The sequence below is a fragment of the Streptomyces abyssomicinicus genome, assembly GCF_008974245.1.
Lineage (GTDB): Bacteria > Actinomycetota > Actinomycetes > Streptomycetales > Streptomycetaceae > Streptomyces > Streptomyces abyssomicinicus.
Map to the genome: position 1 here is coordinate 329,835 of NZ_BBZI01000008.1, position 23,838 is coordinate 353,672.

A 23,838-nucleotide genomic window follows, 5' to 3' on the forward strand; every position below is an offset into this window, starting at 1 on the left:
CGAGTGGTCGCTGTCGTGGGGGGGTGGTGCCGGTGGCGCCGCGGGTCAGCCCTTGGTGCCGCCGGCGGTGAGGCCGGCGACCAGGTTCTTCTGGACCAGGTAGAAGAAGGCCGAGACCGGGATCGCCACCAGGACCGCGGTGGCGGCCATCAGGTGCCGCTGGGCGTCGTGCTCGCTGACGAAGCTCTGCAGGCCCACCGCGAAGGTGTACTTGGTGTCGTCGAGCATGAACGTCGAGGCGAAGGCGACCTCGCCGAACGCGGTGATGAAGTTGTAGAAGGCGGCGACCGCCAGGCCCGGCCGGGCCAGCGGCAGGATCAGCCGCACGAAGGTGCCGAACGGGCTCAGGCCGTCGACGCGGCCGGCCTCGTCGATCTCGAACGGGATCGTGTCGAAGTAGCCCTTGAGCAGCCACGCCGAGTAGGGGACGGCGGTGGAGCAGTAGACCAGGATCAGGCCGCCGTAGCTGTCGAGCAGCCCCAGGCTGGTGAGGATCTGGTACATCGGCACGATCAGCACGGCGATCGGGAACATCTGGGTGCACAGCAGCACCCACATCAGCTTCTTCTGCCCGGGGAAGCGCATCCGGGAGACGGCGTAGCCGGTGGTGGCCGCGATCAGCACGCCGAACACGGTGGTGCCCAGCGAGACGATCAGCGAGCTCTGCATCCAGTGGAAGAAGTTGGTCTCGGTGAGGACCTGGACGTAGTTGTCCAGGGTGGCCTTGCCGAAGATGCCGCCGGGACGCAGGTAGTCGTCCTTGTCCGGGCCGAGCGACAGCAGGAAGATCCAGGCGACCGGGGCGACCGCGACCAGGCTCGCGACGATCAGGACGGCGTGCGTGAAGACCCGGAACAGCGGGCGGGGCTCGCCGCGGCGGCGCACCGCCTTGGGCGCGGTCCGGGCGGGGGCCGCCTCGACGGGGGTCTCGAGGGTGTGGGTAGTCATGGCTCCTGCCTCAGGACTGCTGCTCGCCGCGGGCCAGCCAGCGGCGGTAGAAGGACGTGAAGACGACCAGGATCGCCAGCAGCAACATGCCGTAGGACGCCGACTGCGCGAAGTCCCGCGGCTGCTGGCCGAAGCCCAGGAAGTAGGCCCAGGTGACCAGGATCTGCGCGTCCGGCGCCTTGGTGCCGAACAGCAGGAAGATGACCGCGAACTGGTTGAACGTCCAGATGATGCCCAGCAGCACCACGGTGGAGCTCACCGAGCGCAGGCCGGGCAGGGTGACGTAGCGGAACCGCTGCCAGGGGGACGCGCCGTCGAGTTCGGCAGCCTCGTAGAGGTTGGCGTCGATCGACTGCAGGCCGCCGAGCAGCGAGACCATCATGAACGGCACACCGCACCAGGTGTTGACCATGATCGCCGCGAACCGCTGCCAGAAGCTGTCCTCCAGCCAGGCCGGCGTCGGCAGGTTCAGCAGTTCGAGGCCGGCGTTGATGACGCCCTCGTCGGCGAGCATGAAGCGCCAGCCGAAGACGGTGACGAAGGTCGGCACCGCCCACGGCAGGATCAGCATCAGCCGGTAGAAGGTGCGCCCGCGTATCTTCTGGTTGAGCAGCATCGCCAGGCCGAGGCCCAGCGTGTAGTGGAGCGTCACGCAGGCGGCGGTCCACACGATGGTCCAGATGAAGTGGGACCAGAACCGGTCGTACGCGGTCTCTCCGAAGAGGATGTCCGCGTAGTTGTCCAGCCCGACGAACTGGTAGGTGGCCTCGATCTCGTTGACGCCGATGGTGCGGGCGGAGTTCAGCGAGTTCGCGTCGGTCAGGGTGAGCCAGAAGCCGTAGGCCAGCGGGTACAGGACGAGCACGCCCAGCACCAGGACCACCGGCGCGATCATCGCGTAGGCGTACCAGTGCCGGCGCCATCCGTGGCGGATACGAGCGATCATGGATACGACACCTTCGAGGCCGGGATCCGGCCGTTCGTCGGGATGGAAGAGGGACGACAGGAGCGGGGGCGGCCGGCCGACCCGTGTCAGGTCGGGCCGACCGGCCGCCCCGGTCCGTGCTGCCGGACTACTTGCTGAACTCCGGCAGGAGCTTCGCCATTTCGGTCTCGATCGCGCTCAGACCCTCGTCCAGCGACTTCTTGCCGGTGGCGACGGCCGGCAGTTCGGCGTCGAGCTTGCCGAACAGCGAGCTGTACTCGGGCAGTTCGGGGCGCGGCTGGGCGGCCGGCAGGACGCCCTGGTAGCCGGCGATGCCCGGGTCGGCCTTGACCTCGTCGGTGTAGGCGTCGTCACGCGTGGGCAGCGTGGAGTTCTTCAGCGCCACGGTCTCCTGCGACTTCGCGGAGGTCATGAAGTTGACGAACTTCAGCGCGGCCTCCTGGTGCGCCTTGTCCGAACCGGCGTAGACCGACAGGTTGTGACCGCCGGTGGGGGCGCCGGCGGTGCCGCCGGAGCCGGCCGGAACCGTGGCGATGCCCAGGTTCTGCTTGTCCTGGAAGGCCGAACCCTTGTAGAAGTTCGTGATCTCCCACGGGCCCTGGATGATCGAGGCGACCTCACCGTTGACGAACGCGTCCTGGATGTGGGCGTACGCGTCGGCGGTGCCGTCGGCCTTGTGCAGGCCCTTGCCCTCGAACAGGCCCTGCCAGGCCTCGAAGCCCTTCTTGGCCTCGGCGGAGTTGACCGTGACCTTCTTGCCCGCCACGTCGACCGTGTCGGTGCCCTCGCCGAAGAGGAACGGCATGGCGTAGTAACCGGCGGTGGAGCCCCAGTAGCCGTCCTTGCCCGTCTTCTCCTTGACGGCCGCGGCGGCGTCCTTCAGCTCTTCCCAGGTGGCCGGGGCCTTGTCGATGCCCGCGTCCGCGAAGAGCTTCTTGTTGTAGACCAGCGCCAGGGTGTCCGTGACGATCGGGACACCGTAGGTCTTGCCCTCGAACTGCGCCTGCTTGATCAGGTTCGGCTGGAACTTGTCCTGGTCCGCGAGGGCCTCGGTGCCGTCCAGCGGCAGCAGGTAGCCCTTCTGCGCGAAGGCGGGGGTCCAGCCGACCTCGGCGCGCAGCACGTCCGGGGCACCGGAGGCACCGGCGGCCGTGTCGAACTTGTTCTGCGCCTGGTCGAAGGGCACGTTGACGTACTTGACCTTGATGCCCTTGTTGGCGGCCTCGAACTCCTTGACCAGGGCCTTGTAGGTCGGCGCCTCGTTGGTCGCGTTGGTGGTGTCCCACCACGTGATGGTGACGGTGCCGCCGTCAGCCTTCGAGTCGCCGTCCCCGCCGCAGGCCGTCGCCGTCAGAGCGAGGGACGCCGCCAGCGCGGTGGCCGCTATGCCACGCCGCATGAGTTCTCCTTGGAGGGTGAGTGCCCGGTGCACTGGCCGGCTGCGTCCTTGCAACCGGCGGGCGACCGGAAACGTAACAGCGCTGCAACCCGAGCGAAAGACCTTGCAGAAAAAAAGCTGCCGAACTGTGTCCTCACCGCCGCCAAGCCGACTCCGGGGCCGCCGATCTGGCCGAACACCACCCACCCGAACGCGCAGGAAAAGGGACAAACAGCACGCCGTGTGGCGTGAGTCGCACTTCCCGGACAGGACCTCGTACGCGTGTGCAAGACTTTGCAAGTTCTTGCGGGCTTGTATGTGACGGCCCATCATCGAGAGGCCACGAGGAGACGGGGAGCGGATGAGGCAGCAGCCCGCGTACAGGCCGCGCGCGCGGAGGCCGGTACAGTCGCCTCCCGTGACCGCACGGCTTGCCGACATCGCCGCGCAGGCGGGAGTGAGTGAAGCGACTGTCAGCCGGGTTCTCAACGGGAAGCCGGGAGTCGCCGCCGCCACCCGCCAGGCCGTGCTGGCCGCGCTCGACGTCCTCGGATACGAACGCCCCGTCCGGCTGCGCCAGCGCAGCGAGGGCCTGGTCGGGCTGATCACGCCCGAGCTGGAGAACCCGATCTTCCCGGCCCTGGCCCAGGTCATCGGCCAGGCGCTGACCCGGCAGGGCTACACCCCGGTGCTCGCCACCCAGACGCCGGGCGGCTCCACCGAGGACGAGCTCACGGAGATGCTCGTCGACCGCGGCGTCGACGGCATCATCTTCGTCTCCGGCCTGCACGCCGACACCTCCGCCGACATGGGCCGCTACGAGCGGCTGCGTGCGCAGGGCGTGCCGTTCGTGCTGGTCGACGGCTTCTCCCCGCGGGTCCGCGCGCCGTTCATCTCCCCCGACGACCGGGCGGCGATGTCCCTGGCGGTCACGCACCTCGCCTCGCTGGGCCACACCCGGATCGGGCTGGCCCTCGGCCCGCACCGGTTCGTGCCGGTGCTGCGCAAGGCCGAGGGCTTCGTGGCGGCGATGCGGGAACGGCTGGGCCTGTCCGAGGAGGAGGCCTCCTCGATGATCGAGCACTCGCTGTACACCCTGGAGGGCGGCCAGGCCGCCGCCACCGCCCTGATCGACCGCGGCTGCACGGCGGTGGTCTGCGCCAGCGACATGATGGCGCTGGGCGCGATACGCGCGGCCCGCGGGCTCGGGCTCCAGGTACCGGAGGACGTCTCCGTGGTCGGGTTCGACGACTCCACGCTGATCGCCTTCACCGATCCGCCGCTCACCACCGTGCGCAAGCCGGTGCCGGCCATGGGGCAGGCGGCGGTGCGCACGCTGCTGGAGGAGATCGCGGGCACGCCCGCGCCGCACAGCGAGTTCGTCTTCATGCCGGAGCTGGTGGTCCGCGGCTCCACCGCCTCCGCCCCACCGGCCGGCCCCACCACGTCGCCCTGACCACCGCCCGCCCCGTCTCCCCTTGCCGCCGCCTCCCACCGGGCGACCACGGGCCGATCCGGGCCCCACTGAACGCCCACGGGCCGATCAGGGCCGCCACCGGGCGACCAGACCCGATCAGGGCCGCCACCGGGTGACCGCGGGCGGCCGGCTCCCCGCCCACCTCCTGGGCTTCCTGGCCTTCGGCCCCCCTCCGAGCCGCTCCCGGTCACCGGCGCCGGCGGATCTCCCCACCCCGCGCCGTCCGGGCCTCAACCTGCATCGAGGGCCCGCGCGCACTTCTCAGGACCTCCCCGGGCCTTGCGGGCCCCGCCAACCGTCATGGCCACTCCGGACTCCCCGCCCGCCCGGGCCCAAGGCATCTCCGAGCCTTCCGGCGCCCGGGGTCCGGGCCGGCCGGAGCCTCCCCGCACCCCTCCCGCCCCCTCCCGCCCCCGGCCGCTCCCGGGCGGTTCCGGGCCGCTTCGGCTTCACCGGGCGTCTCCGGGCTCCAGGGGCGGTCCGGTCCTCTCCGGGCTCTCGGGCCCCCTCCGGGCGTCTCCAGGGCTCCCGGGTGCCTTGAAGGCTCCGGGGGCCTCCCGGGGCTTTCCGGGCCGCTGGGGGCCTCTCCGGGGGTTCCGCGGGCCTGCTCGAGGCTTCCTCAGGGTTTCCCTCAGGTGTCTCCCCGAGTTCCCCCGGGGTTTTCCCCGAACGAAATGCGACAGGGATCCATCCGGAGGATGATCGGTCGGGTAAGACGTTTCTGGCAGACTGACGTGCCATGGGTGAGGGACCGTGACCGCTTTGGAAGGCCGCCCGCGGCAGGCCGACTCCGGCACCGTCGCGGGCGCCGACGTACGACCGGGCAGGCTGCGCCGGCTGCGCACTCCGCGCCGGCCCCGGATCTGGTTCGAGATCCTGCTGATCGGCGCGAGTTACTGGACGTACTCCCTGATCCGCAACGCGGTTCCGGAGCAGCGGGCGGTGGCCCTGCGCAACGCCGACTGGCTGTGGGACGTGGAGAACCGGCTCGGCCTCGCCGTCGAAAAAACGGTCAACCACGCCGTGAACTCGGTCGAGTGGCTGATCGTCGGCATGAACTACTACTACGCGACCCTGCACTTCGTGGTCACGCTGGGCGTGCTGGTGTGGCTGTTCCGCAGCCGCCCCGCGCTCTACTCCGGTGCGCGCACGGTGCTGTTCGCGACGACGGCGGTCGCGCTGGTCGGCTACTACCTGTTCCCGCTGGCGCCACCACGGCTGATGAACGGCTCTGCCTTCATCGACACGGTGCTGGTGCACGGGACATGGGGGTCGATGGCCTCCGGCGACCTGAAGCACATGTCGAACCAGTACGCGGCGATGCCGTCGATGCACATCGGCTGGTCGGTCTGGTCCGGCCTCACGATCTACGCGCTGGCGCGGGTGCCGTGGGTGCGGGTGCTGGCGTTGCTGTATCCGGTGGCGACGCTGGTGGTCATCGTCGCGACCGCGAACCACTTCTGGCTCGACGCGGTGGGTGGCCTGATCTGCCTCGCCTTCGGCTGGACCGTCGCCCGCCTCTGGTACGGCCCCGCGGCCGTCCCCGGCCCCTTCCGGCGCGCCGCCGCGGCTCCACCCGCCCTGCCGCGGCCCTCGGGCGGCGGGCCGGTGCCCTCCGCCCCGCACGGCCCGGCCATGCCCGCGCCCGCCCGGTCCGAGGAGGCACCCGCGCCCGCCCGGTCCGAGGACGCGCCGGAGCCATCCGTCCCCCGAGAGCCGGCCCTCCCCCGCAACCCCCACCCTTGAAGGAGCCGCGCCCGACGGATCGCGCGGGCGCGGCCCTCCCGCCGCCGTTCCACCAGGACGGCAGGCCGTTCCACGACGACGGGCCGGGACGTCACGACCCGTCGTCGTAGAACAGCCGCTCCACGACCGCCCGCGCCCGCCGCGTCGTACGCCGGTACGCGTCGATCATGTCGCCCGCCCGCCCGGGGCCGAACCCGAGGTAGCGGCCGACGGCCGCCAGCTCCCGCACGTCCGTGGGGAACGTGTCCCCCGCCCGGCCCCGCACCAGCATCACCGCGTTGCGGACCCGGGTCGCCAGGATCCACGCCTCGTCCAGCACCTGGGCGTCGTCCGCGGACATCAGCCCCGCGTCGCGTGCCGCCCGCAGTGCCTCCCGGGTCCGCGTGGTCCGCAGGGAGGGGACGTCCGCACCGTGCCGCAGCTGCGTCAGCTGGACCGTCCACTCGACGTCCGTGAGGCCGCCGCGCCCCAGCTTGGTGTGGAGCGTCGGGTCCGCGCCGCGCGGCAGCCGCTCCGACTCCATCCGGGCCTTGAGCCGCCGCACCTCCCGCACCGCGTCGTCGCCGAGCCCGCCCGCCGGATACCGCAAGGGGTCGATCAGCTCGAGGAACCGCCGCCCCAGCTCCGCGTCCCCGGCGACCGGGTCCGCCCGCAGCAACGCGTGCGACTCCCAGGCCAGCGACCACCGCCGGTAGTACGCCTCGTACGAGGCGAGCGTGCGCACCAGCGGCCCGGTGCGCCCCTCCGGCCGCAGGTCCGCGTCGACGATCAGCGGCGGGTCGGTGCTCGGCAGCTGCAGCAGCCGCCGCATCTCGGCGACCACCGCGTTGGCCGCCTTCGCCGCCTCCGCCTCGTCGACGCCCTCCCGCGGTTCGTGGACGAAGAGCACGTCCGCGTCGGAGCCGTAGCCCAGCTCGTGCCCGCCGAAGCGGCCCATGCCGATGACCGCGAACCGGGTGGGCAGCTCGTCGCCCCACCGCTCGCGCACCACCGCCCGCAGCGTGCCGGCCAGGGTCGCGGCGGTGAGATCGGAGACGGCCGTCCCGACCCGGTCGACCAGCGCGCCCCGGTCGGCCTCGGCCGGCTGGGCCTCGGTGCCGTAGGAGCGCACGATGTCCGCCGCCGCGGTCCGGAACAGTTCGCGCCGCCGCACCCCGCGGGCCACGTACACGCCCTGCTCGGCGGTGCCCGCGCGGCTCACCGCGGCCAGGATCTCCTGCTCCAGCCGCTCCCGGGACCGCGGCTCCAGGCCCCCGCCGACGCCGCGTCCGCCCTCCCCCTCGCCGTCGCCGAGCAGTGCGACCGCCTCGGGCGCGCGCAGCAGCAGGTCGGGGGCGAAGCGTCCGGCGGACAGCACCCGGGCCAGGTTCTCCGCCGCCGCGCCCTCGTCGCGCAGCAGCCGCAGGTACCAGGGGGTGGTGCCGAGCGCGTCGGACACCTTGCGGAAGTTGAGCAGTCCGGCGTCCGGGTCGGCGGAGTCGGCGAACCAGCCGAGCAGCACCGGCAGCAGGGTGCGCTGGATGGACGCCTTGCGGGAGACGCCGGCCGACAGCGCCTCCAGGTGGCGCAGCGCGGCGGCCGGGTCGGCGTAGCCGAGCGCGACCATCCGCTCGCGCGCCGCCTCCGGCCGCAGCCGGGCCTCGCCGGGGGCGAGCTGGGCCACGGCGTTGAGCAGCGGGCGGTAGAAGAGCTTCTCGTGCAGCCGCCGCACCACCGAGGAGTGCTTGCGCCACTCCTTGCGCAGCTCGGTGACGGGTTCGGCGCGCAGTCCCAGTGAGCGGCCGAGGCGGCGCAGGTCGTCCTCGCCCTCGGGCATCAGGTGGGTGCGGCGCAGCCGGTACAGCTGGATGCGGTGCTCGGTCTCGCGCAGGAAGCGGTAGGCGGCGTCCAGGCCGGCGGCGTCCTCGCGGCCGACGTAGCCGCCGGTGGCGAGCGCCTTGAGCGCGTCGAGGGTGGTGCCGCTGCGCAGCGAGGTGTCGGCGCGGCCGTGCACGAGCTGGAGGAGCTGCACCGCGAACTCGACGTCCCGCAGCCCGCCCGGCCCCAGCTTCAGTTCCCGTTCCAGCTCGGCCGCCGGGATGCCGGCGACCACCCGCCGCCGCATCTGCTGCACGTCGGCGACGAAGTTCTCCCGCTCGGCGGCCTGCCACACCATCGGCTGGAGCGCCGCCAGGTAGTCCGCGCCCAGTTCCTCGTCGCCGGCGACCGGGCGGGCCTTGAGCAGCGCCTGGAACTCCCAGGTCTTGGCCCACCGCTGGTAGTAGGCGATGTGGCTGTTGAGGGTCCGTACCAGGGGGCCGTTGCGTCCCTCGGGCCGCAGGTTGGCGTCGACGGGCCAGATCGACCCCTCCACGGTCGTCTCGGAGCAGATCCGCATCAGGTGCGAGGCGAGCCGGGTGGCCGCCTGAAGGGCCTCCCGCTCGTCGGCGTCCCGGGCGGGCTCCGCCACGAAGATCACGTCGACGTCGGAGACGTAGTTCAGCTCGTGGCCTCCGCACTTGCCCATCGCGATCACGGCGAGGCGGCACAGTGCGGCGTCCTCGGGCGCGGCCGCCCCGGCCAGGGAGAGCGCGGCGCGCAGCGTGGCGGTGGCCAGGTCGGCGAGCTCTCCCGCGGTCTCGGCGACGTCGATCGTGCCGCACACGTCGCGGGCCGCGATCGACATCAGGCAGCGCCGGTAGGCCACCCGCAGCGTCACCGGGTCGTGGGCCCCGGCCAGTTGCTCCTCGAACTCCGGCACGCCCTGGTGCAGGTCGCGCGGCTCGTAGCTGACGAGCGCCTGCCAGTCGTGCGGGTGCCGTGCCAGGTGGTCGCCGAGCGCCTCGGACGCGCCGAGCACGCCCAGCAGCCGGTCCCGCAGCGGCTTGGCGGCGAGCAGGGTGTCCAGCAGCCGGGCCCGGCCGGTGCGGTCCGGCTGCGCCTCCAGCAGGCGGGTCAGGCCGCGCAGCGCGAGGTCCGGGTCGGCGGTGGCGCCGAGGGCCTCCAGCAGCAGCGGGTCGCCGCGGACCTCGCTCAGTGCGGGGCTCTCCAGCAGTTTCCCGGCGGCCGAGGGGTCCGTGAACCCGTGCCGCAGCAGCAGGGTGAAGGTGCTGCTCCGCCGCCCCGGAGTCGCCATCCGCGCCGCCCTCTCCTCCGTCGTGACCGTCCGTGGCCGAGCCTAGCCCCCGCCCACCCGCCCGGAGCCGTCCGCTGGCGCGGTCGGCGCGGGTGGGCTTCGGTGAAGCCATGACGAACATGGAGATGACGCTCGAGGTGATCCCGGTGCCCGTCTCGGACGTGGACCGGGCCAAGCAGTTCTACGCGGAGAAGGTCGGCTTCCACGTCGACTTCGACGGCGAGGTGGCCCCCGGCCTGCGCATCGTGCAGCTCACGCCGCCCGGTTCCGGCTGCTCCATCGCCCTGGCCGAGGGCATGGAGATCCCCACCGGCGTCCTGCGTCCCGGCACCTACCACGGCCTCCAGCTCTGCGTCCCGGACATCGGCCGCGCGTACGAGGAGCTGACCGCCCGCGGCCTCGACGTCAGCGAACCGGTCGCCTACGTCGAGGGGCAGGACGGCGCGACGTTCATGTACTTCAGCGACCCGGACGGCAACGGCTGGGCGGTCCAGGAGTACCGCCGCCGCGCCACGGAACCGCTGCACCGGGTGCTGGCCGAGCAGGCGGCGAAGCGGCAGGGGTAGCGCGGGGCGCGGAGCGGGGTCGCGGAGCGGGCGCGGGGGCCGCCGCGCGGGGGCGCGGCTCGGTCGGGGGCTCGGTCGCGGGGCTCGGTCGCGGGGCCGTCGCGGGCCTCGGCCTCAGTACCTGCCGGCGACCACGGTCACACGGTGCCCGCCCAGCACCCGCGCGAACTCCTCGACGAAGCCGCCGTCCAGCGGGGGCCAGTCCCGGAACGTGAAGCCCAGGCAGGCGAAGGCGAAGTAGTCGCCGTCCCAGGCCCAGGCGGTCAGGTCGGCGTCCCGGCCGCAGTGCGGGCAGGCGAGGGCGGCCCGGCCGGTGTCGTGCCACGTGTCGATGGCCTCCTCGACGAGCTCCCACGCCACCTGCTCCGTGTACCGGCCGATCCCGTCCAGCACCAGGTGACCGGCGCAGTGCGGACAGACGGCGTACGACGGGTCGCGCCGGGGGCCGCCGTCGAAGACGGCCCGCAGGGGCATGATCTCCAGCGTGCCCCCGGGCTCCAGGTCCGCCGGGCCGACCGCCAGGTACCAGCGCTCCCCCGGCGGGTGGCCCGGGCCGTCCCGGACGATTCCCTCCGCGACCAGCCACTTCAGGCCCCGGTCCGCGAGTTCGGCGGCGTCCTCCAGCGTGGCGTCATGGTCGGCGACTGTCTCGTAGCGGTACCCCATGACGGCCGACAGTAGAGGCCCGCACCGACTCCGGGTGCCGGCACTGACTCCGGGTGCCCGCCCCCTTGCGGTGACCTATCGTTTTTCGATAAGTTCCCATCGTTCCTCGATTGACTGAAAGGGAGGGGCGATGGGAAAGCTGGCCGTGCTCGCCCTGCGGGCCGTCATCGCCGCACTGCTCGCGGGATCGCTGTTCATCCAGGCCGTGATGCTGCCGTTGATCTTCATGGACATGCAGCGCGAGGCCGACGAGGTCGCGCAGCTGCGGGTGCCGTTCGTCGTGATCGTGTTCCTGGGGGTCGTCGCCGCCCAGGTGGTGCTGGTGTCCGTCTGGCGACTGGTGACGATGGCGCGACGCGGGACGGTGTTCTCGCACGCCGCGTTCCGCTACGTCGACCTGATCACCGGCGGTTTCGCCACGGCGGCCGTGCTGATCTGGATCCTCGGCGTGTTCCTGGCCTCGCTGAACTCCGGAGGGCCGGAGGAGGACCAGGTCGCGCCGGGCATCGTGCTGCTGGTGGGCGGGGCCGGGCTGGCCGTGTTCGGCGTCGCGCTGGTCGTCCTGGTCCTGCGGACGCTGCTCACCCAGGCCGTGGACCGTGACGTCGAGGCGTCGCGGATGCGGGCCGAGCTGGACGAGGTGATCTGATGCCGATCGTCGTCGACGTCGACGTGATGCTGGCCCGCCGGAAGATGTCCGTGGGCGAGCTCGCGGACCGCGTCGGGATCACGCCCGCCAACCTGGCGGTCTTGAAGAACGGCCGCGCCAAGGCGGTGCGCTTCACCACGCTCGCCGCGCTCTGCGAGGTGCTGCGGTGCCAGCCGGGCGACCTGCTGCGCTGGGAGCCCGAGGACCCCGCCGGGCCGGCGGAGCCCGCGGAGCCCGACACCGCCGGCACGCCCCGCGACGGCGCGGACCGGGCCCGCGCGGACCGGGCCTAGCGGGGAGGGGGTTCCCGCGCGGCCCTGGCGGAGCGGCCCCTGCGGCATCCCGGCGGAGTCCGGGACGGAAGGGTGGCCGGCCGGGCTGGTTCGGCGCGAAACGGGGAACACGGTGGAGCACGCCGGGTCACCGCTCCCCGTTTCCCCGTTCGGGCCCCTCACCTGGAGGACCGCCATGGCCGCCGAACCCGTCCAACCCGTCGAGTCCCACCTCGACGCCCGCTACAGCGATCCGGACGCCATCCCTCCCGAGTGGCCCGAGGCGCAGCGCCTGCTGGCCGCGGCCGAGCTCTTCTGGATCTCCACCGTCCGCCCCGACGGCCGTCCGCACGTCACCCCGCTGCCGGCCGTCTGGGCCGAGGACGCCCTCCACTTCTGCACCGGCCCCGACGAGCGCAAGGCCCGCAACCTCGCCGCCAACCCGCACGTCACCCTCACCACCGGCACCAACCTGTGGGACACCGGGTACGACCTGGTCGTCGAGGGCGAGGCGGTACGGGTCGAGGACGACGCCCGGCTGCGCGACCTCGCCGCAGCGTGGGAACGCAAGTACGGCGACTTCTGGCGCTTCGAGGTCCGCGACGGCCACTTCCACCACGGGCCCGGCTCCGCCGTCGTCTTCGCCGTCGCGCCCCGCACCGTCTTCGGCTTCGGCAAGGGCCGCCCGTTCAGCCAGACCCGCTGGCGGTTCGCCTGAGTCCCCGACGGGTGGACCACGCACCGAGGGGCCGCTCGACGACCACGCCGCCGACGCCACGGGAGCCGCTCAAGGCACACCGGCGGCCGCCCCTCCCCGCCGAACCGGCTGGAGGCGCCGGGCAGGCGGTTCGAGGTGTGGGGCGCCGGTCCGGGTAACGCTTCGCCGCCCGGGCCGCGGGGCCGCGTTCCGAGGCGATGTGCCGCGAGTACGTGCTCGGGCCGGGCAACGTCCCTACCCGCGGCTCGCTCGATGAGGTCGGCAGCGATGTCGTCACCGATCCGGCTGCCCGGCGGCAGACCGAGGTCGACGTGGCCGTCGTCGCGGGCGGCCACGGCGGCGCGCGGCAGGCGGCCGCCCTGCGGGGAGAGGCCAAGTGGGGCACGGTCATGGTCGTGCCCCACCTCGACAGGCCGCGCCGGGCGAGAGAGGTGCTGGGCTCCCGTGGCATGGACCCCACCGGGTGCGCCCTCGCCTGCTTCAGCGGCACCGGCCGCAGCGACGCACTCCGGGCGGAGGCGGCCGGCCGGCCAGGTGCTCCTGCTCGGGCTCGACGACCCGTCCGAGCGAGGTCGTCCGGCCCGACGAGTCGTGCGGCTGAAGCGGGCACCTGACGGCGTCGGGAACCGTCCCCGCCCGGTTCCCGACGCCCGGGTCACCGTCCGGCTCCGTGCTGCGGGGGCCCTCCGCATTCGTGCCGCGCCGTGCCGTGCCGTGCCGTGCCGTGCCCCGGGGGCGTACCACGTCCGTGTCGGATTCCCGCCGGACGGCGCCCGCGCCCGCTGATTGTCTGAGCGGCATGACCACTGCGACCAAGTCCGCGCACTTCCGCTCCCTCCACACCCCCGCCCGCCCCCTCGCCCTCGCGAACGCCTGGGACGTCGCCACCGCCCGCGTGGTCGAAGCCGCGGGGGCTCCCGCGGTAGCCACCACCAGCGCGGGGACGGCTTGGTCGCTCGGCGCCCCGGACGGGGACCGCGTCTCCCGGGACCTGGTCCTGGGCGTCCTCGCCCGCGTCGCCGCCGCGGTCACCGTCCCGGTCACCGCCGACATCGAGGGCGGCTACGGACGGACCCCCGCCGAGGTCGCGGACACCGTCGCCCGCGTGCTCGACGCCGGGGTGGTGGGCGTCAACATCGAGGACGGGGCCCGCCCGCCGCGGGTCCTCGCCGACCGGGTGGTCGCCGCCCGCGGCGCGGCGGGGAGGGCGGGCATCGACCTGTTCGTCAACGCCCGCGTCGACACCTACCTGCTCGGCCTCGGCGATCCCGCGACCCGCCTGCGGGACACGCTGGCCCGGGCGCGCGGCTACGTCGACGCCGGAGCCGACGGCATTTTCGTCCCGGGCCTCACCGATCCGGGCGTGATCAAGGAGCTGGCCGCGGGCCTGACGGTCCCCCTCAACGTCATGGCGGGACCGGGCATGCCCCGAGTGCACGAGCTGGGCGCCCTTGGGGTGGCCCGGGTCAGCCTCGGCTCGGGCGTGGCCCAGGCCGCCCACGCCGCCGTGCGGCGGGCGGCCCGGGAACTGCACCGCACCGGCGGCTACGACTCCCTCCGGCCGGCCCTCGACCACGGCGAGCTCGACGGCCTCTTCACGTGACCGGCCGACGCCCGCGCCCGGCCGCTCCGCCCCGCCCTGCCCTGCCCCGGCCTGCCGCGGGCACGGCGTGCGGTTAGGGTGAGGCGGTGATCAGCGACGTGGATCTGGCGCACCTGCGCCGTTGCGTGGAACTGGCGGCCCAGGCCCTGGAGGCGGGCGACGAACCCTTCGGGTCCGTGCTCGTCGCGGGCAACGGGACCGTCCTGGGCGAGGACCACAACCATGTCGCCTCCGGCGACCACACCCAGCACCCGGAATTCGCCCTGGCCCGCTGGGCCGCCCGGCACCTGACTCCCCAGGAGCGGAGGGCGGCCACCGTCTACACCTCCGGCGAGCACTGCCCGATGTGCGCCGCCGCCCACGGCTGGGTGGGCCTAGGCCGCATCGTCTACGTGGCCTCCGGCGCCCAACTGGTGGGCTGGCTCACCGAGTGGGGCGTACCCGCCGCTCCGGTCGCCGCCCTGCCGGTCACCGCGGTCGTGCCCGACGCGGTGGTGGAGGGACCCGTGCCCGAGCTGGTCGACGACGTGCGCGCCCTGCACCACCGCCTGCACCACCCGGCCGACGGAACGGGGCCACGGCAGCGGCAGCGCTAGCCGTGTCACCCGCGCCCCGCTGTCACCGCCGGTGAGGTCAGGCGGGATCGTCCTCGGGCTCCCAGCGCAGCAGGTCGCCCGGCTGGCACCGCAGCACCTCGCAGAGCGCGGCGAGGGTGGTGAAGCGCACCGCCTTGGCGCGGCCGTTCTTCAAGACCGCCAGGTTGGCGGGCGTGATCCCGACGCGGTCCGCGAGCTCACCCACGGACATCTTCCGGCGGGCCAGCATCACGTCGACGTCGACGACGATCGGCATCAGATCACCTCGTCCAGCTCGGCCCGCATCCGCGACGCCTCGACGTCACGGTCCACGGCCTGGGCGAGCAGCGTCCGCATCACGAGCACGAGGAGCGCGACCCCCAGGATGGCCACGCCGATCCCGCCCATGATGACGGTGACGCCCGGGTCCTCCCGCTGTCCCGGCGCGTTGAGGGCCGTGACCACGAACCACATGAGGGCGGCCGCCACGATCGCGCCGATCACACAGTCCACGTACCGGAAGGCGGCGTGTGAGAACACGGTCCCGCGGCGCACCATCGTCACCAGCCGCCACACGCAGACCCCGGCGACCTGCACGGAGACCATGCCGAGGATGGTGATCAGGCGCAGCGGGGTCAGCGGGAGCGACCCGTCCTCCGGATCGGTGGCCAACGCCCACACCATCCCCGCCTGTATGAACACGGTGCCTGCGAGCACCACCACGAGCACGGCGCGCAGCGCATGCACGGTCAGCTTCCCCACGACCCATCCTTCCATTGACTTGCGATGGAAATCTATTGAATTTCGATAGGTTACGCAAGGGTCCGCGGAAGCTGACCGGCCCCAGGCCGATGAGATCGCCCCTGATGCCGGACATGACATCGGGCATGACGGGCCCGGCCCGTGACGGAGGCCCCGTGTGGTGATCCTCCGGATCGCGGACGGCCGGACGCGGACGGCCGACGAGGACAGCCGACGAGGTCCCGGCGGGCGTCGGACTGCGGGTGACCGCCCACGCCGGCACGGCGGCGCCGGAGACGGTCCCGCACCGCGTGCTACGGCTCGTGCCCCGCGGAGGGGGTGGCCGGCTCGTCGATCAGGTGGTCACCTCGACGAGACGGGGACGACCCCCGCCGTCGAGGTGTCCGGTCACCTCGGCGGCGGGGGTCGTCCGCTCGTTCAGAGCTTGTCGGTGAGGTCGGGCCCCAGTCCGTCGATCAGGTCGGGCTCCGCGATGCCGTGACCGTCGGCCTGCCCGAAGTAGGTGGGGTCACCCGGTTGAGCCGGCGCCCCCAGCAGCGCTTCCAGGTCACGCAGTGCCGCGGCGAGGCGCGGAGCGTTCCGGTCGCGGAGTGCGGGGTGCGGGACACCCTTGAAGTCGCAGTACCCCCAGATGTCGTGGAACACCGCGACCTCCGCGGCCAGGTTGCGCTCGTCGGAGTACACGGTCAGCTCGACGAGGCCGGGTTCGGAGCGCGCCTCACCCTCGGCGTCCAGCCAGGTTCCCGACCCGGAGACGACGAAGTATCCCGGCACCGCCTCGGGGAAGGCGGCCGGCTGGGCCTGCCGCACCTTCCGCGCCAGTTCGGTCCCGTCGAGTTCGCCCCGCAGGGAGATGTTCGCCCCCAGGCCGATACCCCCGCGGCCGAAGACGGTCCATCCCCAGGCGAGACGGTCCGGGTCCAGCAGCCGGTGCTCGCGCAGCACGGCGGTCATCCGTGCCGCGACCAACAGCGCCGATTCCAGACCCGGTTGGGCGAAGTCGTTCAACTCCCATTCCCAGGAGGCACTTTCCTCGGGCGCGCGCATCAAGATTGCCATGCGATGTCCTATGGATAGATCTGGCCGTTGGGAGGAACAGTGATCGAGCCGTCCCGGAAACGGACCTCGAAGGTAGCACCGGTCTTTCCGGCGTAGAACTCGAGGTCGGCGAGGGTCTTCTCGGTGAGCGCGCCGATGTTGTCCTGCACGTCCAGGATGGCCACCTTGGGGCCGGAGATCTCACCGGCCAGCTGCTTGCTCGCGATCTTACGGGCGGCCGAGGAGATGCCGTGCTCGTTCTGCACGTCCTTGAGCTGGCACCCGTACGTCACGTCGTCCGGCGCCTTGATCTCGCCGTCCCGCTTCACCAGGACGTCGAGGTCCAGGTTGCTGCCCGGGTTCTTGTACTCGAACGCCACGCCGTCGGCGCCGTGCTTCTTGAGTTCCGTCGCGAACTCCAGCGCCTGGTGGACGGCGGGCATCATCCCCTTCTGCTTCACCTGCTTCAACAGGTCCAGGTAGCCAGGCGAGTACTCGAACGTCCCGCGGGCGATGTGCTCGGCGACGCCCGCGCCGTAGTCCCCCTTGCGCAACTGGGTGAGCAGACGCTGCTGGTCCTGCGGCGACATCTTCAGCCGGTCGAGGTTCGCCGTGACCGCGGCCTCCTGGTCCGGGCGCATCGGGCCCGTGGTCGGGCTCGCGGTCCGGTCGGCCACGGTGACCCTTTCCGGGTCCAGGACCGGCTTGTCCCCACCGGGACCGTCGGGACCGTCGGGTCCGTCAGGTCCGTCGCCGCCGGGGCCGTCACCACCGGGACCGTCACCGGAGCCGCCCGGGCCGTCACCGGTACCGCCGGGACCATCGCCTCCGCCGCCCGGACCGTCGCCGCCCGTGCCGCCCGGGCCGTCACCGGTACCGCCCGGGCCGTCACCGGTACCGCCGGGGCCATCGCCCCTGCCGCCCGGACCGTCGCCCGTACCGCCGGGCCGGTCACCGCCACCGGTGCCGGTGCCACCGGGTTCGTTCGTCCGGCCTCCCGGGGGTTCGTGGCTCGCCGACGGCCCGGGGCCGTGTTCGCGCGCGCCTCCGCCCGGCAGGTTGTCGCCCGCGCTTCCGCCCGGAAGGTTGTCCCCGACGTTCCCGCCGGGGAGCCCCTCCCCGCCGACGCGCACGGGCGGCACCTCCGCACCCACCCGCACCGGCGGCACCTCGGCCCCGGCCCGAACGGGCGGCACGACGTCGTCGCCGGTGCGGCCGACGTCACCCAGGACGTCGGCGGGGTCGCTGCCGAGGCGGACGGTTTGGCCTCCGCTGTCGGCGGCGGCGTGGGCGGCGTTGTCGGCGGTGTGGGCGCCCGCGCCGACCAGGGCGGGTTCCCGCACCGGTGTGGGTGTGCGGGGGGTGTCCGCACCGGCGGGCGGGTCGAGGTCGGTGCCGCCCGGCTCGCGCGGGGCGTCCTCGGCCCGCTGCACCACGTTGCCGGCGTCGTCGAGGATGTTGCCCTCGGGATCCAGGTACTGCGCCGGGGCACCCGGCTCCGTCGGCAGCTTCGTCGTCCCCTCGGGCAGCGGCACGGTCTGCTCCGGCAGCCTGACGCTGCCGTCGGGCAGCCGCGTCGCCCCGTCCGGCAGCGTCGCACCCTCGGGAAAGTCGAACGTCCCGTCGGGCAGCTTCACCGAACCGGGCGGCAACTCGAACGCGTTCGCCGGCAGCGGCGGAATCTCGATGTTGCCGACACCCTTCAACGCGGCCGCGATGTCACCGATCTTCGACAACCCCGCACCCGCACCCTTGGCGATGTAGGTCATCGGATCGATCGCCCTGCCCGCCGCACCCAGCACCTTCGCGACCGCACCCGCCTTGCCCGCACCCGAGACCGCACCACCCGCGCCACCGGTGAACACGGTCGTCAGCACGTTGAACGTCACCGCGCCCGCCGCACGGGCAGGGTTCTTGCCCCACTCGTCCCACGCCACCAGCGCCTTGCCGGTCTCCTTCATCGCCGTACGCGAATCACGGATCCACGACGGCAGCTTGTCGTCCGGCAACGTCCAGAACAAGGTCCCGGCGATCGGCACCGCCGAGATCACCAGCCCCGTCGCCAGCTGCGCGAGACCCTTCCACGCCTGCTTCATCGCCTCCCAGCCACCGAAGCCGACCAGCGTGCCCAAACCCTTGATGGTGCCCCACACACCGTCGACGATCAGCCCGTCCCACACGAACGACTTCACCCAGTGGCCGACCTCGTACCAGTGATGCTTCTCCTCCACCGGGTCACCCCAGGGAAGCTTCGCGTTCTTCATGTCACCGGCGTCGAACCCGTACTGGTCCTTACGATCCGACCCGTCACCCGCCACCATCTGCGTCCCGCCCCACAAGGCGGTGATCTTGTTGTGACAGGCCCGCTCCGCCGCCCAGAACGCCGCCACCGTCGCGGTGATGTCATCCCGGATCCGGTTGTGCTCCTCGACCTTGTCCCCGTCGTACTCCCACTCGTCGTCGTCCTCAACCGACGCCACGAACGTGGTCGCCTCGGCCTTCAACTGCCTCAGCCGCTCCACCAACGGACGAACCTCGGTCGCATACGACGACAACGCCGACGAAACCGTCTCCAGACCATCGGCGAACGTATCCGCCCGGTCCTTCGCCACCTGCGTCGTGGCGAACAGCTTCTCCGCCTCCGGCGCCTTGTAATACGCCGCCAAACCCTGGAACTGACTGTGGACCTTCGCCCCCACCGACCGCACATTCCCCGCGTCGGTCCTCAACGCACCGTAATCCGTCTCCAACTGCGCCAGATTCCCGGTGAACTGAGGTATCTGCCCCGGCTGAATCACGCCTTCCCCACCCCCGGCATATCCAGCTTCGGCGCCAGCAACGCCTTACGCTGCGCCTCCGCCGCCATCTCCAGATCACCGTTCAGATAGGCCGTCGTCGCCTCCACCGCACCCGTCAGCGACTTCCCCGCCCGCGCCACGACGAACTGCAACTCCTTGGCAGCCTTCTCCGCGTACTGCGACAAGGCCAACGCGACCAGACCACCCGCCTGCTCACCCCCGCCACCACCCTCGGCGGAAATCGTCCCGGCACTGGTCGCCGCCGACTGCAGATGCTCACCGAACGACTTCGCGTACCCCTCCATCGACGACGCCGTCTCACCCGTCGTCTTCAGAACGTGCGAGATCCCCTGTGGCGTCAGATCCCAGTTCGGCACCGAAAACCCCCGTACTGCCTACGACCTGCCTACTACCAACTGCTCACTACCGACGGCCTACTGCGCACTGCCTGCCGACCGAACGCGGCCCCGAGCCCGTCACCCGATGTTGTCGACCGCGGCCTTGGCGCGCTGGATCGTCGACTGCGCCGTGCCGTCGTTCTGCTCCAGCGTCGACTTGAGCAGCGCGATGATGTTCCGCACCTCCTGCGAGGCGTTGATCCACCGCTGCTCCTTGCCGTGGTACTCGTCGGCCACACCGTCGGCGACGAAGTCCGCCATCGCCGCCTTCACCTGCTGCTCACGCTGCGTGAGCAGACCCTCCAGCCGGCCCACCACCGCCTGGATGTTGGCCTGCGCGTCCGACGACGCGCCCGAATCGTAGGACCGGCGATCAGCGCCCGCACCCGCCATCACACATCACTCCCCGAAAGACGAACCCGACAGAAAGAACCCGCCGCACCAGGAAGCCGCACCACCGGCCCCCGCCACCCCCGCCCGCACATCAACGAAAGCGCGCCGCATCGAAGTTCGCGGCCGACATCTGCTGCCGCGCGTTGTCACCCTGCTCCTGGTCACCCGACGCGAACGCCGAATCCATCCCCGCCTGACCACCCAGAATCGCGCCCAGCGAACCGTTCAGATCCGCCGCGATCTGATCCGCCTGCGCCTTGAACTGGTCGAACATCACCCGGCCCGAACCGTTGAACTTCCCCTCCAACGGCTGCACCGCCACCACCAACTGACGCACCAACGCACCGAGATCATCACTCGAACCACGCGAATCACGCTGCAGCGTCGACAGCGTCTGCGCACCCATGTCGAACTTCATGAAATCTCCCCCGGTCGGATCACCGCCAAGACCGCTCCACGCCTACCGTGGCAGCCCCGCTCATCCGCATCGCCCGGCAGCGGGTCGTGCATCCACAGTCGACATTAATCACTGACGCAGCACAACTCGACCCAGTTCCAGTCACTTTGGCCGTTCAGGCGACCGCGTGTGCGGCGGTACGCGCCCCGTGCGGCAGCTGGGTCGGACGGGGCCGCGTCGACCGGGAGACGTCTGGGAGCATCCCGCCATGTACTTCGACGACGCCGCCGCCCTGACCCGTACCTGCGCGGAACGGCTGGGTGGCACGACCGGTGGGCAGTTCGCCGCCATGGCCCGCCGCGGCTTCCGGTTGCTCCGTGCGACGGCCGAGGCTCCGGCGGCCACCGGCCGGTGCCGGCTCGGCGGACCCGCCCTCCTCGAGCCGAGGACAACGTGGCCGGAATCAAACGGTGTTCCGCTGTCCCTGCACGCCGTTCTGGACACCGACGCCCTCGCCGCATGGCTGGGCGACGAGCTGCCCCTGCGCCCTGGCCTGCTCAACTTCTTCCACCTCGACCCGGACGTGCCGTACGAGGAGTACCGCCTGCTGGACGTGTACGCACCCACCGTGTGCCGCGTCATCGCCGCCGACCCGGAACGGGCAGCGGAAAGGACGGCACCCGCGCCCGCGAGGTCGTACCCGGCGACACCCGTCCACGCGGCGGAGGTCACCATGCTCCCGGACTGCTGGGACGTCCAGGACGACGATCTGGCGTTCGACAGCGAGCAGCACTGGGGAGCGGCCTCACTCATCCTCGACCGGATGCAGGACCTCGACGGCAACACCGCGGGCAGTCACTGCGCCTTCGGCTGGCCGGACACCTCGCACACGCTCCAGGTCTCCTCCCGGGACGCCGACGGCCCCGCCGTCCACCTGCTCCAGCTCGCCGAGGACCCGGAACTCGGCTGGGGATGGGGAGACGCCGGAACCCTCTACTTCACGATCCCTCGCGCGGCCCTGTCAGCCGGCGACTTCGGCCGGGCGACGGCACAGACCCTCTGCTGCTGAGCCCCTGGACACGGAACGTACCTCCGCCGGCACCCACCGGGCCGACAGCGCCGGCCCTTAATCGGGGACACCCGGCATGCCCCACCGAGCGGCTCGGTCGCCGACTTCGGCGTTCGGACATGCCTGGCGCCATGCCGCGAGGGCCGGCGCGCGACCCGGGCGCCCGAAGAGGAGTCGCCCCTTGTGCACCCGCAGGCGGAGCGCCGCCTGGTCGAGCACGTTGTCATGGATGACGAGGACGCGGGTGACGCGCCGGGGATCGTGCTCGCTGATCCGTCCGCCGACGCGGCGGAGACGGATTCTGGCGGTGCCCTCGTCCTCACCCGCAACGATGCGTGCCTCGACCAGTCGCCCCCGGTCCCACGCCCAGTACACGATCTCCGCGATCAGGTAGAGGGCACCCGCGTAGAGGGCCCATACGGCGTGCGAGTCCACCAACAACAGCAGCGCGAGGAAGCCGAGGACACCGGCCGTCACGCCAAGACGCCACAGCCGCGGAACCATCTGCATGCCTTTGTCGCGCGCGTCCCAGAGCAGGTCCTCGCCGGCAGCCATGCCGCCATCATGAGCCTTGCGCCTCACCGTGAAAACCCCGCAGCGTGCCTCAGGAGCGGAGGCGGCCGCGGGAACTCCGCCCCCGGTAGCGCCGCGCGGTCAGCCGCAGCGAGGCGTCGGCCGGGACGGGCGGTGACACGAGCGGTTGGGGCCCTGCCACGGACGAGGAAGATGCCCCATGGCCCCGTCCGGCAGCGATGTCACCGTGGGTCCGCGTCCCACCGCCTCTGCACGACGATCAGTGAGAGCGGCCCGTGCTCCCCCAGCGTCTCGGCGACGAGGTCGCTGCGTTCCATGCGGGAGAGCGCCTCGCCGAAGTTCTGCGGGAGGGGCTCGATACCCAGCGCGCGGCGCTCGGCGTCGGAGAGGGCCCAGACGTCGTCCTCGGCGCCCGGCGGGAGTTCGTAGCCCTGCTCGATGCCGCGCAGGCCGGCGGCGAGGAGGACGGCGTACGTGAGGTACGGGTTGGCGCCGGAGTCGATGGAGCGGACCTCGACACGGGCGGAGCCGGTCTTGCCGGGCTTGTACATCGGGACGCGGACCAGCGCGGAGCGGTTGTTGTGGCCCCCCGGTGCCGGCTCGGCGGACCCGCCCTCCTCGACCCAGGCACAACTTGGCCGGATCTTGATCCGGACCTGTCATACGAGGAATACCGCCTGCTGGACGTGTGCGCACCCACCGTGTGCCGCGTCATCGCCGCCGACCCGGAACAGGCGACGGAGAGGGCGGCACCCGCACCCGCGAGGTCGTACCCGGCGACACCCGTCCACGCGGCGGAGGTCACCATGCTCCCGGACTGCTGGGACGTCCAGGACGACGATCTGGCGTTCGACAGCGAGCAGCACTGGGGAGCGGCCTCACTCATCCTCGACCGGATGCAGGACCTCGACGGCAACACCGCGGGCAGTCACTGCGCCTTCGGCTGGCCGGACACCTCACACACGCTCCAGGTCTCCTCCCGGGACGCCGACGGCCCCGCCGTCCACCTGCTCCAGCTCGCCGAGGACCCGGAACTCGGCTGGGGATGGGGAGACGCCGGAACCCTCTACTTCACGATCCCTCGCGCGGCCCTGTCAGCCGGCGACTTCGGCCGGGCGACGGCACAGACCCTCTGCTGCTGATCCCTCTGGACGCGGACGTACCTCCGCCGGCGCCCACCGGCCGGCACCGCCAGGTCCTAATCGGGGACGCCCGGCATGCCCCACCGGGCGGCTCGGTCACCGACTTCGGCGTTCGGACACGCCTGGCGCCATGCCGCGAGGGCCGGCGCGCGACCGGGGCGTCCTGCGGACACCGGCCAGAGAGAAACGGCGTCGCTTCCCCAGCGAGCGGCGGCCTCCACGGCTACGCCGACCGATGCCGTTCCGGACCCTCCCGCAGATGGATATGGGTCGGGGTGACGTCACCCGGCCCAGAACACCAGCGGTAGGGAAGAGGGTAGACGACAACTGGGCGCGACATACGCAATCTTCACGTATCACCGGAAAGTCCGCCTGCGTCCTCAGCTGCCGCGCCATCATGCAGAGTGAGCGCACCCGTTCGGAGGGCGCACTGAACTGAAGGAACCACCTGCCATGGCTGACCCCGGCCCTAAGGACCCCTTCGAGGCACTGCACGCTCATCTCAAGCGTGCACACTCGCTTCTGCGCATCGCGCGCGAGATCATGCTCGAGACCCAGAAGATCCTGCGGATGGCGCGTGAGACGCTGATCGTGCTGCGCCAACCCTGGTCCCCCGGGGCTCGATAGGAACCTCACGCTCCTCCCTCC

Annotated in this window: 24 protein-coding genes and 1 pseudogene; 11 read left to right on the top strand and 14 right to left on the bottom strand. The window is 72.1% G+C overall.

The window, feature by feature from the left end:
- Window positions 1-45: 45 nt before the first annotated feature.
- The 3 genes from GBN72_RS18410 to GBN72_RS18420 all read right to left on the bottom strand — a co-directional run bounded on the left by GBN72_RS18410 (window position 46) and on the right by GBN72_RS18420 (window position 3,293).
- Window positions 46-948, bottom strand: a complete 903-nt coding sequence (locus tag GBN72_RS18410; protein WP_151772945.1) for a sugar ABC transporter permease — start codon at window positions 946-948, stop codon at window positions 46-48.
- A gap of 10 nt (window positions 949-958) precedes the next feature.
- Window positions 959-1,894, bottom strand: a complete 936-nt coding sequence (locus GBN72_RS18415) for a carbohydrate ABC transporter permease (RefSeq protein ID WP_151772946.1) — start codon at window positions 1,892-1,894, stop codon at window positions 959-961.
- A gap of 127 nt (window positions 1,895-2,021) precedes the next feature.
- On the bottom strand, window positions 2,022-3,293 hold the full coding sequence (locus tag GBN72_RS18420) for an extracellular solute-binding protein (RefSeq protein ID WP_151772947.1): 1,272 nt from the start codon (window positions 3,291-3,293) through the stop codon (window positions 2,022-2,024).
- Between the two features lie 397 nt (window positions 3,294-3,690).
- On the opposite strand from GBN72_RS18420, the gene GBN72_RS18425 reads away from it, so the two are divergent.
- Window positions 3,691-4,728, top strand: coding sequence for a LacI family DNA-binding transcriptional regulator (locus GBN72_RS18425; RefSeq protein WP_151772948.1), 1,038 nt, complete (start codon window positions 3,691-3,693; stop codon window positions 4,726-4,728).
- 774 nt (window positions 4,729-5,502) lie between these two features.
- Entirely contained in the window at window positions 5,503-6,495 is a 993-nt protein-coding gene (locus tag GBN72_RS18430) for a phosphatase PAP2 family protein (RefSeq protein ID WP_151772949.1), read from the top strand.
- Between the two features lie 91 nt (window positions 6,496-6,586).
- On the opposite strand, the gene GBN72_RS18435 is transcribed toward GBN72_RS18430, so the two are convergent.
- The gene (locus tag GBN72_RS18435; protein WP_151772950.1) at window positions 6,587-9,610 is read right to left on the bottom strand and encodes a bifunctional [glutamine synthetase] adenylyltransferase/[glutamine synthetase]-adenylyl-L-tyrosine phosphorylase; all 3,024 of its coding nucleotides are present in this window, start codon (window positions 9,608-9,610) and stop codon (window positions 6,587-6,589) included.
- A gap of 119 nt (window positions 9,611-9,729) precedes the next feature.
- Between GBN72_RS18435 and GBN72_RS18440 the strand changes: the two genes are divergently transcribed.
- Window positions 9,730-10,176, top strand: a complete 447-nt coding sequence (locus GBN72_RS18440) for a VOC family protein (protein ID WP_151773302.1) — start codon at window positions 9,730-9,732, stop codon at window positions 10,174-10,176.
- Window positions 10,177-10,290: 114 nt separating this feature from the next.
- Here the strand turns inward: GBN72_RS18440 and GBN72_RS18445 are convergent, their stop codons facing one another.
- Window positions 10,291-10,842, bottom strand: coding sequence for a hypothetical protein (locus tag GBN72_RS18445; protein ID WP_151772951.1), 552 nt, complete (start codon window positions 10,840-10,842; stop codon window positions 10,291-10,293).
- A 130-nt stretch (window positions 10,843-10,972) separates the two neighbouring features.
- Here GBN72_RS18445 and GBN72_RS18450 point away from each other — a divergent pair, with 130 nt between their 5' ends.
- The 5 genes from GBN72_RS18450 to GBN72_RS18470 all read left to right on the top strand — a co-directional run bounded on the left by GBN72_RS18450 (window position 10,973) and on the right by GBN72_RS18470 (window position 14,680).
- Entirely contained in the window at window positions 10,973-11,491 is a 519-nt protein-coding gene (locus GBN72_RS18450; RefSeq protein ID WP_151772952.1) for a DUF2975 domain-containing protein, read from the top strand.
- Window positions 11,491-11,784, top strand: a complete 294-nt coding sequence (locus tag GBN72_RS18455) for a helix-turn-helix domain-containing protein (RefSeq protein WP_170315363.1) — start codon at window positions 11,491-11,493, stop codon at window positions 11,782-11,784. Before GBN72_RS18450 ends, GBN72_RS18455 begins: the two co-directional genes overlap by 1 nt.
- Window positions 11,785-11,959: 175 nt before the next feature.
- On the top strand, window positions 11,960-12,481 hold the full coding sequence (locus GBN72_RS18460) for a pyridoxamine 5'-phosphate oxidase family protein (protein ID WP_151772953.1): 522 nt from the start codon (window positions 11,960-11,962) through the stop codon (window positions 12,479-12,481).
- 799 nt (window positions 12,482-13,280) lie between these two features.
- Window positions 13,281-14,084 carry an isocitrate lyase/PEP mutase family protein gene (locus GBN72_RS18465; protein ID WP_151772954.1) on the top strand — a complete coding sequence of 268 codons (804 nt, stop codon included), beginning with the start codon at window positions 13,281-13,283 and terminating at the stop codon, window positions 14,082-14,084.
- Between the two features lie 86 nt (window positions 14,085-14,170).
- Complete coding sequence (locus GBN72_RS18470) at window positions 14,171-14,680, top strand: nucleoside deaminase (protein WP_151772955.1); 510 nt, start codon at window positions 14,171-14,173, stop codon at window positions 14,678-14,680.
- Window positions 14,681-14,717: 37 nt separating this feature from the next.
- On the opposite strand, the gene GBN72_RS18475 is transcribed toward GBN72_RS18470, so the two are convergent.
- From GBN72_RS18475 to GBN72_RS18505, 7 genes are all read right to left on the bottom strand, one after another.
- A complete protein-coding gene (locus GBN72_RS18475; protein ID WP_151772956.1) occupies window positions 14,718-14,936 on the bottom strand; it encodes a helix-turn-helix domain-containing protein in 219 nt (72 codons plus the stop codon).
- Entirely contained in the window at window positions 14,936-15,421 is a 486-nt protein-coding gene (locus GBN72_RS18480; RefSeq protein ID WP_151772957.1) for a DUF2975 domain-containing protein, read from the bottom strand. The genes GBN72_RS18475 and GBN72_RS18480 overlap by 1 nt, the downstream gene beginning before the upstream one ends.
- 417 nt (window positions 15,422-15,838) lie before the next feature.
- Window positions 15,839-16,480, bottom strand: coding sequence for a hypothetical protein (locus tag GBN72_RS18485; protein WP_246212625.1), 642 nt, complete (start codon window positions 16,478-16,480; stop codon window positions 15,839-15,841).
- An 8-nt stretch (window positions 16,481-16,488) separates the two neighbouring features.
- Window positions 16,489-19,257 carry a hypothetical protein gene (locus GBN72_RS18490; protein WP_151772958.1) on the bottom strand — a complete coding sequence of 923 codons (2,769 nt, stop codon included), beginning with the start codon at window positions 19,255-19,257 and terminating at the stop codon, window positions 16,489-16,491.
- Window positions 19,254-19,634, bottom strand: coding sequence for a DUF6507 family protein (locus GBN72_RS18495; protein WP_151772959.1), 381 nt, complete (start codon window positions 19,632-19,634; stop codon window positions 19,254-19,256). The genes GBN72_RS18490 and GBN72_RS18495 overlap by 4 nt, the downstream gene beginning before the upstream one ends.
- A 99-nt stretch (window positions 19,635-19,733) precedes the next feature.
- Window positions 19,734-20,048: a pore-forming ESAT-6 family protein gene (locus tag GBN72_RS18500; RefSeq protein ID WP_151769928.1), complete on the bottom strand. Its 315-nt coding sequence runs from the start codon at window positions 20,046-20,048 to the stop codon at window positions 19,734-19,736.
- Between the two features lie 91 nt (window positions 20,049-20,139).
- Window positions 20,140-20,466 (bottom strand): hypothetical protein, encoded by a 327-nt coding sequence (locus tag GBN72_RS18505; protein ID WP_151769929.1) that lies wholly within the window; start codon window positions 20,464-20,466, stop codon window positions 20,140-20,142.
- A 247-nt stretch (window positions 20,467-20,713) separates the two neighbouring features.
- Here GBN72_RS18505 and GBN72_RS18510 point away from each other — a divergent pair, with 247 nt between their 5' ends.
- Entirely contained in the window at window positions 20,714-21,514 is an 801-nt protein-coding gene (locus GBN72_RS18510) for a DUF1963 domain-containing protein (protein WP_151772960.1), read from the top strand.
- Window positions 21,515-21,571: 57 nt separating this feature from the next.
- Here the strand turns inward: GBN72_RS18510 and GBN72_RS18515 are convergent, their stop codons facing one another.
- Complete coding sequence (locus GBN72_RS18515; RefSeq protein ID WP_151772961.1) at window positions 21,572-22,069, bottom strand: hypothetical protein; 498 nt, start codon at window positions 22,067-22,069, stop codon at window positions 21,572-21,574.
- 254 nt (window positions 22,070-22,323) lie between these two features.
- A pseudogene (locus tag GBN72_RS18520) lies at window positions 22,324-22,635 on the bottom strand (glutamine synthetase); the annotation flags it as partial.
- A gap of 99 nt (window positions 22,636-22,734) precedes the next feature.
- Between GBN72_RS18520 and GBN72_RS18525 the strand changes: the two are divergent.
- Both GBN72_RS18525 and GBN72_RS34160 read left to right on the top strand, forming a co-directional pair.
- Window positions 22,735-23,190 (top strand): DUF1963 domain-containing protein, encoded by a 456-nt coding sequence (locus tag GBN72_RS18525; protein WP_246212626.1) that lies wholly within the window; start codon window positions 22,735-22,737, stop codon window positions 23,188-23,190.
- 453 nt (window positions 23,191-23,643) lie between these two features.
- A complete protein-coding gene (locus tag GBN72_RS34160) occupies window positions 23,644-23,817 on the top strand; it encodes a hypothetical protein (protein WP_164540719.1) in 174 nt (57 codons plus the stop codon).
- Window positions 23,818-23,838 lie beyond the last annotated feature (21 nt).

Bases quoted from the DNA above. Each gene is read 5' to 3' on its own strand.
- GBN72_RS18435 (WP_151772950.1), bottom strand. From the start codon at position 9,610: ATGGCGACTCCGGGGCGGCGGAGCAGCACCTTCACCCTGCTGCTGCGG.
- GBN72_RS18505 (WP_151769929.1), bottom strand. From the start codon at position 20,466: ATGAAGTTCGACATGGGTGCGCAGACGCTGTCGACGCTGCAGCGTGAT.
- GBN72_RS18455 (WP_170315363.1), top strand. From the start codon at position 11,491: ATGCCGATCGTCGTCGACGTCGACGTGATGCTGGCCCGCCGGAAGATG.
- GBN72_RS18500 (WP_151769928.1), bottom strand. From the start codon at position 20,048: ATGGCGGGTGCGGGCGCTGATCGCCGGTCCTACGATTCGGGCGCGTCG.
- GBN72_RS18415 (WP_151772946.1), bottom strand. From the start codon at position 1,894: ATGATCGCTCGTATCCGCCACGGATGGCGCCGGCACTGGTACGCCTAC.
- GBN72_RS18485 (WP_246212625.1), bottom strand. From the start codon at position 16,480: ATGGCAATCTTGATGCGCGCGCCCGAGGAAAGTGCCTCCTGGGAATGG.
- GBN72_RS18420 (WP_151772947.1), bottom strand. From the start codon at position 3,293: ATGCGGCGTGGCATAGCGGCCACCGCGCTGGCGGCGTCCCTCGCTCTG.
- GBN72_RS18475 (WP_151772956.1), bottom strand. From the start codon at position 14,936: ATGCCGATCGTCGTCGACGTCGACGTGATGCTGGCCCGCCGGAAGATG.
- GBN72_RS34160 (WP_164540719.1), top strand. From the start codon at position 23,644: ATGGCTGACCCCGGCCCTAAGGACCCCTTCGAGGCACTGCACGCTCAT.
- GBN72_RS18450 (WP_151772952.1), top strand. From the start codon at position 10,973: ATGGGAAAGCTGGCCGTGCTCGCCCTGCGGGCCGTCATCGCCGCACTG.
- GBN72_RS18465 (WP_151772954.1), top strand. From the start codon at position 13,281: ATGACCACTGCGACCAAGTCCGCGCACTTCCGCTCCCTCCACACCCCC.
- GBN72_RS18515 (WP_151772961.1), bottom strand. From the start codon at position 22,069: ATGGCTGCCGGCGAGGACCTGCTCTGGGACGCGCGCGACAAAGGCATG.
- GBN72_RS18460 (WP_151772953.1), top strand. From the start codon at position 11,960: ATGGCCGCCGAACCCGTCCAACCCGTCGAGTCCCACCTCGACGCCCGC.
- GBN72_RS18440 (WP_151773302.1), top strand. From the start codon at position 9,730: ATGGAGATGACGCTCGAGGTGATCCCGGTGCCCGTCTCGGACGTGGAC.
- GBN72_RS18445 (WP_151772951.1), bottom strand. From the start codon at position 10,842: ATGGGGTACCGCTACGAGACAGTCGCCGACCATGACGCCACGCTGGAG.
- GBN72_RS18410 (WP_151772945.1), bottom strand. From the start codon at position 948: ATGACTACCCACACCCTCGAGACCCCCGTCGAGGCGGCCCCCGCCCGG.
- GBN72_RS18510 (WP_151772960.1), top strand. From the start codon at position 20,714: ATGTACTTCGACGACGCCGCCGCCCTGACCCGTACCTGCGCGGAACGG.